This window comes from Pseudarthrobacter naphthalenicus, from assembly GCF_029076445.1.
Lineage (GTDB): Bacteria > Actinomycetota > Actinomycetes > Actinomycetales > Micrococcaceae > Arthrobacter > Arthrobacter naphthalenicus.
The window spans coordinates 34,195-48,008 of the sequence record NZ_JARESG010000012.1; the positions used below are offsets into that span (position 1 = coordinate 34,195).

Below are 13,814 nucleotides of genomic sequence, written 5' to 3' on the forward strand. Positions count from 1 at the left end.
ACTGCCTGAAGGAGCCGGGAATGTTCGTTAAAGTGTGTGGGCTCAGTACGCCTGAAGCTGTCCACGAAGCAGTTAATGCCGGGGCGGACGCCGTCGGGTTTGTCCTCACCGCGAGCCCCCGGGTCGTGTCGCCGCCGCAGGCTGCTGCCCTGCTGGGCGGCGTTCCTGAAGGCGTCGCCGCCGTCGGAGTGTTCCGGGATGAACCCGCCGCGGACGCCGTGGCCATTGCCCGCGCCGCCGGACTTGAGTGGGTGCAGCTGCACGGGGAGCGTACGGCGGAGGACGTCAAAACAGTGCACGACGCCGGGATGAAGCTGATCCGCGCCGTCACCATGAGTGCCGCGCCGGAAGCGTTCGGCAACTGGGGTGAGGAACTCCTCCTCATCGATGCCGCCGTGCCGGGATCCGGGGAAGCCTGGGACTACGGTTCCGTGGCGGCCATTCCGGCTTTGACGGGGCGCCGTTGGCTGCTGGCCGGCGGCCTTGATCCGGAGAACGTCAGCCAGGCCGCCACAGCGGCAGTCGCCTGGGGCGTCGATGTCTCCTCAGGAGTGGAATTGTCGCGCGGGGTCAAGGACCTGGATAAGATCCGGGCTTTTGTGAAGGCAGCCAAGGCCTGACCGAACGCTCCGGTTGCCCCTTACCGGTAGAACTCAGGGGACAATCAGGGCATACCCCGATCTCTTTGTCAGACCCTGCAGGGCACAATGGACAGATGAAGACACTGCTCAACATCATCTGGCTCGTTTTCGGCGGATTCTGGCTGGCCCTGGGCTACTTCGCGGCGGGCGTTATCTGCTGCCTGCTCATCGTGACCATCCCCTGGGGCATCGCCTCGTTCCGGATCGCGGCGTACACCCTGTGGCCCTTCGGCCGGATGGTGGTGGACAAGCCGGGCGGGACAGGCGTGTTCTCACTGCTGGGCAATGTCATCTGGCTTGTGGTTGCCGGCATCTGGATCGCGATCGGCCACGTGGTGACGGCCTTCGCCATGGCGGTCACCATCATCGGCATCCCGCTGGCCATCGCCAACCTGAAGCTCATCCCGGTGAGCCTGATGCCGCTGGGCAAGCAGATCGTGCCCACCGACAGGCCGTTCATCACGGCCTACCGCTAACGGGCGGAATAACCTCGACAAATTGGGGCCGCAGGAGCAATCTAATAGTTGCGCCTTAGCTTCCGTTTGTCGGATGTCACGCCTGCCAGCCGAGGCGCCTGGATCAAAATCGAAAATCTGCGCTGCACCACAGCGGTGGTGCTTTTCCGGCGTGTGAATTTTGCTGGTTGCCCGCCCCCATGCGTGAGCGCCCAAAGATCTGCCCGCCGAGAAACAGTGACCAGTTTGGGATGTGTCCCGGCTGGGGTTGAACCGGTCACGGTGATCCATCGGCCAGTCATGGCCGGACACGGTTTACAAGAGAGCATTGCGATGAAGCACATCAAGGGCATTCGCACCAGGTTCCACAAACTACCGTATATTTTGGCTGCCGCCGCTGCCCTGGCGACGTCACTGGCCGTCGCCGGTCCGGCAGGTGCATCCGGTTGGGGGACGCATTCCTGGACAGTCCAAGTCGGGTCCGAATCCTGGGACCAGGCAATCCAGGGCATGGCTTTCCTCCCTTCGGACATCACAGTCAACGCAGGGGACACCGTCAACTGGGAGGCCAACGGGGCCGAAATACACACGGTGACGTTCCTTGCCAAGGGCCAGTCATTAAAGCCGTTTGATCCGTTTGACCCTAAGCATCTGGGTCCGGTAGGTACGGACAGCTACGACGGCACGTCTTATTACAACTCGGGGCTCATGTCCAACGTCGATGTCCCTGGGTTCAAGGTCGTAGAAAGCTACAGCCTGACGTTCCCGAAGGAGGGTGACTTCACGTATTACTGCCTGGTTCACGGGACGGCCATGAAGGGGACGGTCCATGTCCAGGAGGAAGGGTCGGAGTACCCGTACACCCAGCGGGACTACGACCGCTCGTCCTATGAACAGGAACGGTTCATCCTTCGCGACGGACACCGGCTAACTGATTCCTTGGCCGACGATGCCACTGACCACCTGGTGATGGCTGGTGGAGACGACGGCGTTGCGATGGTCATGCGCTTCGTCCAGCCGACCGTTACGGTGCATGTGGGCGACAAAGTGGTGTTCAGTAACCCCGGAATGGATGCGCCTCACACAGTCACCTTCGGCACTGAGCCGGCGAACATCTTCGCCCCTGCAGGTGACCCCACCCATTTCAGCGGGGGCAACCTCAGTTCGGGGATCATTCCCGCGAATGCCGGCAAGGCGTCAGCCTTCGAGGTCACGTTCACGAAAGCGGGCACATTCAAGTACATCTGCGCCCTGCACGACTACATGGGGATGGTAGGCGAGGTCACGGTCGAAGACTGAGTACTTTTCCCAAACGGTGCGGCTGGACCAACCGTCCGGCCGCACCGTGCCGGTCGCCACTCCAGCCCCGAGGGAGTGGAATCAGGCGAGCTCGCCCCGGAGGTTCCGGCGCGCGGCGTCCAGCCACAGCTCCCGTGCCCGCTGGCTATGGAAGAGCGGGTCCAGTTCCAGCAGGTGACGGACGACGGCGGCGCGTCCGGCCGCGAAGTCGGCGTCGCCCACGTGCGCGTAGTCTTCCCGGACGGCGGCCACGTACCGGGCGTATGCCTCCGGTTCGCCGCCGAGGACTGAAAGGTCCGCGTCGCAGAGGAGGGCGCCGTCGTCGTCCCCTGGTTCCGGACGGTGGTCCGACGTCAGCAGCACCAGCCGCGCCACCTCCGCCACCTCGGCCGGCGGCAGCCCCGTCCCGGACAGCCGGACCTCGGCCAGCCGGGCGGATTCCTCCTCGTCCTGGCCCGCGACCCCGCGGTACACGGCGTCATGGAACCACGCCGCCAGCAGCACGGTCCGCGGCGGATCGGCGGGGTCGGTGAGCAGGTCCAAGGCCTCAAGGACAGCCAGCAGGTGGGTGCGCCCGTGGTACCTGCGGTGCTCCTCGCCCCACCGGTCCAGAAGGTCCAGGAAGAGGGCATCGTGGCCGGGCATGATGCTTTCCCAGCGGTTCAGGAGCGGCACTTTCAGGGACTTGCTCCGCTGCCGGGCAGGGATTCGCAGGCCGCTGGCGATGAGCTTGCGGACCAGGATCCGGGCTTCCACCGGTACGGCGCCCGCGGCCACCAGGTCATCAAACCTGCGCTCCGGCACATCGTAGTGGTCGCCGTCGAACGCGCGGTCCGGGATGCCGGCCGCGGCAGCGAAGGCGTGCAGTTCCGCCAGTGAGCTGTCCGAGACCAGATGCGAAAAGTGCGTATCGTGAGCCGGCCACAGCGGCGGATCGATGTATATCAAGTTCTCCATTCTGAGCCCCGGAACCGTTCGGACGCCTGAAAAGATCCTAGCGCCGCTCGGGTGCCTCGTCCCATCATTCGGAACTCCAGACCTTGTGCCGACAACACGCGGCCGGGAGAACCTCAACGTCCCGGAGATATTCCCCACCGGAGCTCTCCCTCTGCAACTGTGGGTGTGAAGGACAGCGCAGGTTGGCCAGTCCGCAGGCTCAACAGAGTGTCAGCCAAAAGAGCTTCAAGAGATGGCCAAATCGCCGGGCGCCAATCGGCTTCCTCCTTGAAATATTCACTTATGCAGCCGTGCCGCCGTCCCTTTCTGAGGTCGATAAACAGGAAGTCGCCGGAACCGTCGTCTGCGACCGGGAGGAAGGATGAAATGAACATAGAAACCCTGGTACCGGCCTCTTCGGCTGCAGCACGTGCCGGGTCGTACGGTTGATGGGGCGTGGGCGCAAGAGTACCGCTGTAAGCTTCGTGGGCGGCGCGCAGATTCAAGTAAAGAGGCGACCTCTTCTCGCGTTCGTCCAAGGCATTTGCTTCCTCTCCAACCCGCGCCCAGATGTCGAGCAACATTTGTTGTGTCTTCCCCGCTTCTTTCAGTGGGAGCGGCCGATAGTTCGGGAAGATGTACCCTGCGGTTGACGGCTCGGCGCCGTCGAAGAGCAGGTAGAGAGTCGACAGGTCTTTGTGCCATCCGTTGGGTGCTGCCTGTTCAAATGAGCGAATAAGCGCTTCGGGCGCGGGGGCTCGTATGGTCCGGGCTGTTTCTGGTGCGTTAACGCTCAGCCACTCAACAATTTCAGTCCACACTTTCTGAATCCCCATGCCGCGAATCTACCCGCCATTCCTGAGCATGGACGCGGAAAAGCTTCAGCAATTCTTTCCAGGAAGAAACACGGGCCCAGGGAGGGAGCCAGGGCCGCACCTCGGCCAGTGAACTACGGCGGATCCAGGTAAATCACCATGGAGAAAGTCTAGTTCCGGCCCCTCTGCCGGCTCCGGAAGAAGCCCCACCGTTGATATTCGCCAGGGGAAGGCGGATGATCAGGGCACATGCCGCCTGTTCAAAGGGGAGGTTCCAGTGGAGATGCCAGAGGACGCCCGGTTGCAGGGCCAACCAGTGTCCCTGTGGCTCGACTCCGCCGGGGAAACCGACTATCCCAAACTTGACCGGGATATCGAGGTGGACGTGGCAGTCATCGGGGCCGGCGTCGCCGGGCTGACGGCCGCGTTGGCCCTCAAACGGGCCGGGCGCAGTGTCGCGGTGATCGAAGCTGCCAGGGTGGGAACCGGCGTAACCGGCCACACCACCGGCAAGGTCACCTCGTTGCACCGGATCGCCTACACCGAGCTCGCCCGCAACCACGGAGCCGACACCGCGCGCAGCTACGGCCAGGCCAACCAGGGCGCAATCGAACACATCCGGCGGCTGGTGGCGGAGGAGAGCATCGACTGCGGCTTCCGCCAGGTTGACAACTACACCTACGCCGAATCCGAGGACGCCCTGGCGGAAGTCCGCGCCGAAGCGGATCTCGCTGCGGGCCTCGGCCTTCCCTCGACGTTCACCACGGATGTGCCGCTGCCGTTCCCCGTCAAGGGCGCGGTCCGCTTCGACGGGCAGGCACAGTTCCATGCAGTGGAGTACCTCCAGGGCCTGGCACGCGCGGTTGACGGGGAGGGCAGCTTCGTGTTCGAACAGACCCGGGCTTTGCAGGTCCACGACGGCGCCCCGGGTGTGGTGGAATCCGAAGGCGGCACGGTCCGGGCCCGGGACATCATCGTGGCCACGAATGTGCCGTTCGCTGACATGGGCAGCTTCAAGGACCGGTGTCAGCCGCACCGTTCCTACATCGTGGCCGGCCGTGTGGACAGCCCGCCGGCTGAGGCCACGTTCATCAGCGTGGATGAGCCGATGCGTTCCATCCTGACCGTCAGCATCGGCGGCCAGACGTACGTCCTGGTCGGCGGCGAAGGCCATCCCGCGTCCGAATCCGGCGACACCGCCCGGCGGTACGGCAGGCTTGCGGCATTCGCACGCGACAGGCTCGGCGTCCGTGAGGTCTCCCACCGCTGGTCCACGCAGGACAACCTGCCGGCGGACGGTCTGCCCTATGTTGGGCTGATGTCCGCGGAGGCCAAGCATCTGTATGTCATCACCGGACTGCGCAAGTGGGGCCTGACGAACGGAACAGCCGCCGCCCTCATCCTCACCGACCTCATCAGCGGCCGGGACAACCCCTGGGCCGCGGTGTTCGACAGCAACCGAACCACCGGGACGGCCAGTGCCGGCGCGCGGGGCGACGGGAAAGCGACCGCGGAGCCGGCCGGCGAGGCCACGCCCGCGCCCGGGAAGCTCGGCCGGGCACCGGAACAGATTACGCTGGCTCCCGGGGAAGGAACCGTCATTGACGTCGGCGGCCAGAGCACGGCGGTCTACAAGGACACCGGCGGCCGGATCCATTCCCTGTCCGCCATCTGTACCCACCTTGGCTGCACCGTGGAGTTCAATCCTGCCGACACTACCTGGGACTGCCCCTGCCACGGCTCCCGCTTCGCCGCGGACGGCGCGGTCATCCACGGACCCGCCACCACTAACCTCCCGCCCGGACCGGAGCACTTACCGGAAAGCCTGACGTAGGCCCAGAAACCGCAAATGCGGACTATTATGGCCAAATGCCCACGATTCGCGTTTCCGAAGCGGCCAGGTTCCTCGGCGTCAGCGATGACACCATCCGCCGCTGGACGGACAACGGCACCCTGACCGCCATCAAAGACGACGCCGGCCGGCTGGCAGTGGACGGGCTGGAACTGGCCACGCATGCCCAGAAACTCGCTCAGCTTCCCGATGATCCGCACCGCGCCGGCAGCTCGGCACGCAACCGCTTTGTCGGCCTGGTCACCGGCATCACGGCGGATAAGGTCATGGCGCAGGTTGAGCTGCAGTGCGGCCCGTTCCGGGTGGTCTCGCTCATGAGCAGCGAAGCCGTCCGCGACCTCGGCCTGGAACTCGGTTCGGTGGCCACCGCCGTGGTCAAGGCCACCACGGTCATCATCGAGACCCCGCACGGCAAGGGCTCCGCATGAGGCGCGCCGTGATGGCGCTGGTCCTCGCACTGGCACTCGCCGGCTGTTCCCCGGCAGGGCAGGGCGGCACGGCAGGGCAGGGCGGCACGGCAGGCCAGGAAGGAACGGGCGACGGCGGCACGTCCGGCGCTGCGGGCAGCGTCACCGTCTTCGCCGCGGCGTCACTCAAAACGGCCTTCACGGGCATCGCCAAAAAGTTCGAGGCGGCCAACCCGGGAACAGGCGTCACCCTCAGTTTCGCCGGCTCCGCGGACCTGGTCACCCAGATCACCCAGGGCGCTCCGGCCGACGTCTTTGCCTCCGCGGACACGCGCAACATGGACAAACTCAAAGCCGCCGATCTAGTGGCGGGCACGCCCGGCAACTTCGCCACCAACACCCTGACCATCGTGGTTCCCCCCGGCAACCCGGCCCGCATCACCGGCTTCAGCGATCTCGCCAGATCCGGCGTGAAGGTGGTGGCCTGCGCCAGCCAGGTGCCCTGCGGTGCCGCCGCCACAGCCATCGAGCAGGAAACCCGCACCGCCCTCAGCCCGGTCAGCGAGGAATCCTCGGTCACCGATGTCCTGGGCAAGGTCACGTCCGGGGAAGCCGACGCGGGGCTCGTCTACGTCACCGACGCCAAAGGCGCGGGTCCAAAGGTGCAGGAGATCCCCTTTCAAGAAGCGGCCAAAGCCATCAACACCTATCCCATTGCCGTAGTGCGGGGCGCGCGAAACAAGCCGCTGGCTGACCGGTTCGTGGACTTCGTCCGCGGCCCGGAAGGCCAGGCCGTACTGGCCGCTGCCGGCTTCGGCGCGCCGTGAGCGGGCGCGTCAGTGCCCGCAGAGGCGCCACGTACACCGGCATTCCCGGCTGGATCTACGCTGTGGCGGCGGCCGGCGCACTGCTCGTGGTCCTCCCGGTCGTCGCCATGGTGGCCAAGGTCAACTGGGCCAACTTCATTCCCCTGGTCACCTCGGAGCCCTCCCTCACCGCGCTGGGGCTGAGCCTTCGCACGTCGGCCGCGAGTACTGTCCTGTGCATTATTCTGGGGGTCCCGCTCGCCCTGGTGCTGGCCCGCGGGAGCTTCCCGGGCCAGCGGGTGCTGCGCTCACTGGTCCTGCTGCCGCTGGTGCTGCCGCCGGTGGTGGGCGGCATTGCGCTGCTGTATACGTTTGGCCGGATGGGCCTGCTGGGCCGGGCGCTGGAGGTGGCGGGGCTGCAGATTGCGTTCTCCACCACTGCGGTGGTGCTGGCCCAGACGTTTGTTGCCCTGCCGTTCCTGGTGGTCAGCCTGGAGGGCGCGCTGCGCATCGCCGGGCCCAAATACGAAGCCGTGGCCGCCACCCTCGGCGCCAGCCCCGCCACTGTGCTGCGGCGGGTCACGCTGCCACTGGTGCTGCCGGGCCTGGCGTCCGGCGCGGTGCTCTCCTTCGCGCGCAGCCTGGGTGAATTCGGCGCCACCCTCACGTTCGCGGGCAGCCTGCAGGGGGTGACCCGGACCCTGCCGCTGGAGATTTACCTGCAGCGCGAAACGGACGCGGACGCCGCCGTCGCGCTTTCCCTGGTCCTCGTGGCAGTGGCACTGGCCGTGGTGGCGCTCGCGTACCGGGGCCCGCGGGCGGGCCGGCCGGCAGGGGCCGGGAGCACGACGACGGCGCCCGCCCACAGCGGTGACGTCCGGTGACGTTCGTGGTTCAGGCAGCCGTGGAGCAGCGCGGATTCGACGTGTCCCTCCGGGTCGGGCCGGGCGAAACGGTGGCCGTGATGGGGGCCAACGGCGCGGGCAAATCCACCCTGCTCAACATCATTGCGGGCCTGCTGCACCCCGATTCGGGCAGGGCGGAGCTGGACGGCAGGATCCTCTTCGACCTCACCGCCGGGCGCGGTGCGTGGACGGCGCCGCACCGCCGCGGCACCGCCCTGCTGGCCCAGGAACCCCTGCTGTTTCCGCACCTGAGCGTGCTGGACAACGTGGCGTTCGGGCCGCGGAGTGCCGGCGCCCCGAAGGACGCCGCCAAGGCGGCCGCTTTGCGGTGGCTGGCCGAGGTGGAGGCCACCGACCTCCAGGCGCGCCGCCCGTCGGAGCTGTCCGGCGGCCAGGCGCAGCGCGTGGCTGTGGCCCGGGCGCTCGCGGCCGATCCGGGGCTGCTGCTGCTGGATGAGCCCATGGCCGCACTGGACATCCACGCCGCCCCGCTGCTCCGGCGTCTCCTGAAGCGCGTCCTGGCTGGCCGACGTGCCGTGATCATCACCCACGACGTCCTGGATGCCCTGATGCTCGCGGACCGTGTGGTGGTGCTGGAAGACGGCAGGATCAGCGAGGAGGGCCCCACCCGCGACGTCCTGCAGCGGCCGCGGAGCCGGTTCGCGGCCGGGCTCGCCGGGCTCAATTTCCTGTCCGGCGAGGTCACCGAACACGGCCTGCACTCCGGCGGCCTGAACCTCTACGGCCAGCACCACGACGTCCCCGGCCCCCTGCCCGCGGGGCAGCCGGGCGTGGCGGTCTTCCCGCCGTCGGCCGTTTCCGTTTTCCTGTCCGAAGCGCACGGCAGCCCGCGCAACGCCTTCCGGGTGACCATCACGGACCTGGAGCCGCACGGCGACCAGATCCGCGTCCGCGCGGGCGAAAGCGGCCGGCTGAGCGCAGACATCACCCCGGCCGCCGCCGCCGATCTGGGCCTCGCGCCGGGCATGGAGGTGTACTTCGTGATCAAGGCCGGCGCCGTGTCCGTCTACCCGGCCTGAACCCCGGCCGCCCCAGCCCGCCGCCAGCCGCCCCACCCGACGCTCTCTCAGTTAACGTGGCTTTTTGTCGAACGCTCTCTCACTTGATGCGCCCCCGGCGCGGGTAGGCTGGTCAGCGTCGTCCGGACGCGGCGGTATGGGGGGAGAATCATGAAGGTTCGGGTCAGCCGTTCGCGCGGCAGAAAATGGACGACGGCGGCTGCCGCCCTTGCGCTGCTGGCAGCCCTGAGCGGTTGCAGCCTGTTTCCGTCACCGGCGCCCCTCCCGGACATCGCACCGGCCACCCCCGTTTCAGCGCTGCCGCCGGAATGCCCGTTTGTTGGGAAAAACGACCTGACTCCCGTACGAATCCCCCTGGGTACCCCGCGCGAGACGATCGGCAGCGTCCTCAACGCCTACAGCGGCTGGCTTAATGCCGGTTCCGAGCTGGTCGCCGCCTGGAGCCCGGGCAGCGCAGTCCCGGAAACCTGTGTTGAGAGGCTCGCGTCCAGATACGCGGATGCCTACTCCACCACCTTATTCACGTCGCACAGTGATGTGGCCTGGCAGAACTACTTTGCCGCGGTGAAGGTGATGAACCAGCAGAACCTGGCCGCCATCCGCTCTGCGGCCGCGGAAAGCAGCGGGCGGGGGAAGTTTGAACTGCTCCAGGAGATCGATTCGAGCGCCACGGACAGCGGCACGTTCCTGAAGTTCGATGCCGTCTACCGCCCGGTGGTTGCCGGCCAGGGCAGCTGGGAGGACCTGGACAAGCCCACCCGCTGGTATGTGGAACTGGTCCCCGCGGGGGAGTTCCTGGTGATCAACTACATCGAGACCAAATCCGCGGCCGGCTATTAAAAGGCTGGCCACAAGCCGGCTGCGGGCACTTAAGCTGGATTTGTCTCAACGGTTAACCTGCGGACCAAGGAGTGAAGGACATGCCTAAAACCGGCAAGAACGATCACGCCCGCAAGGACGAGCTGCCCTCGACCCTGCAGCGTTCCGAGCAAAAAGCCCAGGACACTTTCGCCAAAACCTATGATTCCGCCCTCGAGTCCTACGACAACGACGAGAGCCGGGCGGCGCGTGCAGCGTACGCCTCGCTGAAACACAGCTACGAAAAGGTGGGTGACCACTGGGAGCCGAAGGAAAAGCGCGGGCCCTCGGACAAGCGGGCAGCGGAGGGGGTTGATTCGTCCCAACCCACGGCCGGGGGCGTCGATGCCAATGCGTCGAAGGAGCACCTCTACAGGCGTGCGCAGGAACTGGACATCGATGGCCGGTCAAAAATGACCAAGGATGAGCTCGTCAAAGCACTGCAGAAGGCGAATGACGCCGCTACCCGGAAGGCCCGGGGGGACTAAGGGCCGCGGGACTAAACCTGGGGGACTAGCGGGAAGCGGCCCACCCCGCATCCGCCCCCAGTGCTACATGCCGGGCATATCCAGGAACTCGTACACCTGGATGCTGGCCCCTGGCATCATCAGGTGCGGGTGCCCCTCAAGCAGGGCCTCGGCGCCGGCAAGGTCCTCGGCCTGCAGGATGCCGTAGCCGCCAATGTGGTTGCCGCTGCTGACCTCGGTAGCGCCCGTTGCGGTGATTTCCCGGCCCTCCCCCAGGGGGCTGCCCATGTCCACAATCCCGCTTCCGGCGCGGTCCGCCCACTCCATCCAGGCCTTCATGCCCTCCTGCGCGGCTTCCGGCGAACTCTGCGCCATCTGGGCCTGGGCTGACTGCGGTGCGACGTAAAGAACAGCAAACTTCTTCATGGCTTACCTCCGCTGGAGTGCGCCGGCGGAACGGTGGTCCCCGGTCACACATCGATCCTAGGTTGATCGCCCCGGCGGCGATACAGTGCAAGGACACCGCTTCCGGGCGACCGGGCGATGATGCCGAAGGTCGGGTTCGCTGTGGGCAAAATCTGCTCTCCGTCTGACGGGAATCAAAGTTGAGCGTAGTACACTCAACTTAGCGAAAACGCTCATTCGGAAGGAGCTCTCTTTGGATTTCAAACCCACCACCAAGAGCCAGGAGGCTCTTTCGGCGGCAGCCATGAATGCCTCCACCATCGGCAACCCCCAGGTTGAGCCTGCACACCTGCTCAAAGCCCTGATGGATCAGCGGGAGGGCGTGGCCGTGGCACTGCTGCGCGCAACAGGCGCTGACCCGGACGCCGTCAGCGTCCAGGCAAGCAGCGCCATCAAGGCGTTGCCCGCAACCTCGGGCGGCTCAGCCCAGCAGGCGCAGCTGTCCCGGCCTGCCCTGCAAGCCATCCAAAACGCCAAGAACGAGGCCGACCGCCTCGGTGACACCTTTGTGTCCACCGAAGTGCTGCTGCTGGGGCTCTCCGCCGGAAGTGACGCCGTCGGGCGGTTATTGCGCGACGCCGGCGCCTCCCATGAAGCGCTCCTCGCCGCCCTGCCGGGTGTCCGCGGTGACAGAAAAGTCACCAGCCCGGACCCCGAGAATACGTTCCAGTCTTTGGAGAAGTTCGGCACTGACCTCACCGCGATGGCGCGGTCGGGCAAGCTGGACCCGGTGATCGGCCGTGACACCGAGATCCGCCGCATCATCCAGGTGCTGAGCCGCCGGACCAAGAACAACCCCGTCATCATTGGCGAGCCCGGCGTTGGGAAGACGGCTGTGGTGGAAGGCCTGGCCCAGCGGATCGTGGCCAATGACGTCCCGGAAAGCCTGCGCGGCAAGACCCTGATCGCCCTGGATCTGGCCTCCATGGTCGCCGGCGCGAAGTACCGCGGCGAGTTCGAGGAGCGGCTTAAGGCCGTCCTGGAGGAAATCAAAAGCTCCGAAGGGCAGATTGTCACCTTTATTGACGAGATCCACACGGTGGTGGGTGCGGGCGCCACGGGGGAGTCGTCCATGGATGCCGGCAACATGCTCAAGCCCATGCTGGCCCGTGGCGAGCTGCGCCTGATCGGGGCCACCACGCTGGATGAGTACCGCGAGAATATCGAGAAGGACCCGGCCCTGGAGCGCCGGTTCCAGCAGGTCTACGTCGGTGAGCCGAGCGTCGAGGACACCATCGGCATCCTCCGCGGCCTGAAGGAACGCTACGAGGCGCACCACAAGGTGACCATTGCGGACGCTGCCCTGGTGGCCGCGGCCACCCTGTCCAACCGCTACATTGCCGGCCGCCAGCTGCCGGACAAGGCCATCGACCTGGTGGACGAGGCCGCCTCCCGGCTGCGGATGGAAATCGACTCCGCCCCCGAGGAAATCGACCAGCTGCGCCGTGCCGTGGACCGGCTCACCATGGAGGAGCTTGCCCTCGAGAATGAAAAGGACGCAGCCTCCGTTGAGCGGCTGGCTGCCCTCCGCGCGGACAAGGCCGACAAAACCGAAGAGCTGGATGCGCTCAACGCCCGCTGGGAAGCCGAAAAGGCCGGCCTGAACCGGGTGGGCGACCTGAAGGCGAAGCTGGACGAACTGCGTTCCACCTATGACAAGGCGGCGCGCGAAGGCGACCTGGAGACGGCCTCGCGGATCCTCTACGGCGAGATTCCCGCCGTCGAACGCGAACTCAGCGCAGCAGCAGCAGCCGAAGCAGCCGTCACCGACAAGCCGGCCCAGATGGTGGCCGAAGAGGTGACCGCGGACGACATCGCCGAGGTCATCTCGGCCTGGACCGGCATTCCCGCCGGCCGTATGCTGCAGGGCGAAAGCCAGAAGCTGCTGCACATGGAGGAGGAGCTGGGGAAGCGCCTGATCGGCCAGTCCAAGGCCGTGACCGCGGTGTCCGACGCCGTGCGGCGTGCCCGGGCAGGCATCAGTGACCCCAACCGGCCCACGGGTTCCTTCCTGTTCCTTGGCCCCACCGGCGTGGGCAAGACCGAACTCGCCAAGGCGCTCGCGGACTTCCTGTTCGACGACGAACACGCCATGGTGCGGATCGACATGTCCGAATACGGTGAGAAGCATTCGGTGGCCCGCCTTGTCGGCGCACCTCCGGGCTACGTCGGCTACGAGGAGGGTGGCCAGTTGACCGAAGCCGTCCGCCGCCGGCCGTATTCGGTGATCCTGCTCGACGAGGTGGAAAAGGCCCACCCGGAAGTCTTCGACATCCTGCTGCAGGTGCTCGACGACGGCCGCCTCACCGACGGCCAGGGCCGCACCGTGGACTTCCGCAACGTCATCCTGGTCCTGACCTCGAATCTGGGCAGCCAGTTCTTGGTGGACCCGACGCTCTCCGCCGATGCCAAGCGGAACGCCGTCATGGCCACCGTGAATGCTTCCTTCAAGCCGGAGTTCCTGAACCGGCTGGACGAAGTGGTCCTGTTCGATGCCCTGACCGTGGACGAGCTGTCCCACATCGTGGAACTGCAGGTGGCTGAACTCGGAAAGCGGCTGCATGACCGCAGGCTCACCCTGGAAGTGTCCGAGGCCGCCCGCGCCTGGCTGGCACTGTCCGGTTTCGATCCCGCATATGGTGCCCGGCCGCTCCGCCGGCTCGTGCAGCGCGAGATCGGCGACCGCCTGGCCAAGGCCATCCTGGCCGGAACGATCGCGGACGGCGACACCGTCCTCGTAGACACTGCTGCCGATGTCGACGAACTCACCATCGAGGGTCTTGAGGCGCCGGCAGGGCCCGACGGCGGCGCTCCCGCCGGCACCGGCCTGGTGGTCCGGCGCAAGGCGTAGGAAAGAACCGGGACGCG

14 protein-coding genes are annotated in these 13,814 nt (G+C 66.4%); 11 read left to right on the forward strand and 3 right to left on the reverse strand.

All coding sequences use genetic code 11. The features are described from left to right. Window positions 1-20 precede the first annotated feature (20 nt). The 3 genes from PY310_RS12920 to PY310_RS12930 all read left to right on the forward strand — a co-directional run bounded on the left by PY310_RS12920 (window position 21) and on the right by PY310_RS12930 (window position 2,395). A complete protein-coding gene (locus tag PY310_RS12920; RefSeq protein ID WP_275214818.1) occupies window positions 21-620 on the forward strand; it encodes a phosphoribosylanthranilate isomerase in 600 nt (199 codons plus the stop codon). A gap of 95 nt (window positions 621-715) precedes the next feature. Beyond that, complete coding sequence (locus PY310_RS12925) at window positions 716-1,117, forward strand: YccF domain-containing protein (RefSeq protein WP_275214820.1); 402 nt, start codon at window positions 716-718, stop codon at window positions 1,115-1,117. A 312-nt stretch (window positions 1,118-1,429) separates the two neighbouring features. Then, window positions 1,430-2,395: a cupredoxin domain-containing protein gene (locus PY310_RS12930; protein ID WP_275214821.1), complete on the forward strand. Its 966-nt coding sequence runs from the start codon at window positions 1,430-1,432 to the stop codon at window positions 2,393-2,395. A gap of 81 nt (window positions 2,396-2,476) precedes the next feature. Here PY310_RS12930 and PY310_RS12935 read toward each other — a convergent pair whose 3' ends face one another. Together PY310_RS12935 and PY310_RS12940 are read right to left on the reverse strand one after the other, a co-directional pair. Then, window positions 2,477-3,352 carry a DUF4031 domain-containing protein gene (locus PY310_RS12935; protein WP_275214822.1) on the reverse strand — a complete coding sequence of 292 codons (876 nt, stop codon included), beginning with the start codon at window positions 3,350-3,352 and terminating at the stop codon, window positions 2,477-2,479. Window positions 3,353-3,465: 113 nt separating this feature from the next. Continuing rightward, window positions 3,466-4,167 carry an SMI1/KNR4 family protein gene (locus PY310_RS12940; RefSeq protein ID WP_275214824.1) on the reverse strand — a complete coding sequence of 234 codons (702 nt, stop codon included), beginning with the start codon at window positions 4,165-4,167 and terminating at the stop codon, window positions 3,466-3,468. A 262-nt stretch (window positions 4,168-4,429) separates the two neighbouring features. Between PY310_RS12940 and PY310_RS12945 the strand changes: the two genes are divergently transcribed. The 7 genes from PY310_RS12945 to PY310_RS12975 all read left to right on the forward strand — a co-directional run bounded on the left by PY310_RS12945 (window position 4,430) and on the right by PY310_RS12975 (window position 10,502). Further along, complete coding sequence (locus tag PY310_RS12945; protein WP_275214944.1) at window positions 4,430-5,980, forward strand: FAD-dependent oxidoreductase; 1,551 nt, start codon at window positions 4,430-4,432, stop codon at window positions 5,978-5,980. A 35-nt stretch (window positions 5,981-6,015) separates the two neighbouring features. After that, the gene (locus tag PY310_RS12950; protein WP_275214826.1) at window positions 6,016-6,426 is read left to right on the forward strand and encodes a TOBE domain-containing protein; all 411 of its coding nucleotides are present in this window, start codon (window positions 6,016-6,018) and stop codon (window positions 6,424-6,426) included. Next, window positions 6,423-7,232, forward strand: coding sequence for a molybdate ABC transporter substrate-binding protein (gene modA / locus PY310_RS12955; protein WP_275214828.1), 810 nt, complete (start codon window positions 6,423-6,425; stop codon window positions 7,230-7,232). Before PY310_RS12950 ends, modA begins: the two co-directional genes overlap by 4 nt. Next, a complete protein-coding gene (locus PY310_RS12960) occupies window positions 7,229-8,095 on the forward strand; it encodes an ABC transporter permease (RefSeq protein ID WP_275214829.1) in 867 nt (288 codons plus the stop codon). Before modA ends, PY310_RS12960 begins: the two co-directional genes overlap by 4 nt. After that, a complete protein-coding gene (locus PY310_RS12965; RefSeq protein WP_275214830.1) occupies window positions 8,092-9,156 on the forward strand; it encodes a sulfate/molybdate ABC transporter ATP-binding protein in 1,065 nt (354 codons plus the stop codon). The genes PY310_RS12960 and PY310_RS12965 overlap by 4 nt, the downstream gene beginning before the upstream one ends. Before the next feature lie 150 nt (window positions 9,157-9,306). Beyond that, the gene (locus PY310_RS12970) at window positions 9,307-9,996 is read left to right on the forward strand and encodes a hypothetical protein (protein WP_275214831.1); all 690 of its coding nucleotides are present in this window, start codon (window positions 9,307-9,309) and stop codon (window positions 9,994-9,996) included. Window positions 9,997-10,076: 80 nt separating this feature from the next. Continuing rightward, the gene (locus PY310_RS12975; RefSeq protein ID WP_275214832.1) at window positions 10,077-10,502 is read left to right on the forward strand and encodes a ChaB family protein; all 426 of its coding nucleotides are present in this window, start codon (window positions 10,077-10,079) and stop codon (window positions 10,500-10,502) included. A gap of 63 nt (window positions 10,503-10,565) precedes the next feature. Here PY310_RS12975 and PY310_RS12980 read toward each other — a convergent pair whose 3' ends face one another. Continuing rightward, entirely contained in the window at window positions 10,566-10,907 is a 342-nt protein-coding gene (locus tag PY310_RS12980; protein WP_275214833.1) for a YciI family protein, read from the reverse strand. Window positions 10,908-11,139: 232 nt separating this feature from the next. Between PY310_RS12980 and clpB the strand changes: the two genes are divergently transcribed. Then, on the forward strand, window positions 11,140-13,797 hold the full coding sequence (clpB, locus tag PY310_RS12985; RefSeq protein WP_275214834.1) for an ATP-dependent chaperone ClpB: 2,658 nt from the start codon (window positions 11,140-11,142) through the stop codon (window positions 13,795-13,797). Window positions 13,798-13,814: the final 17 nt, after the last annotated feature.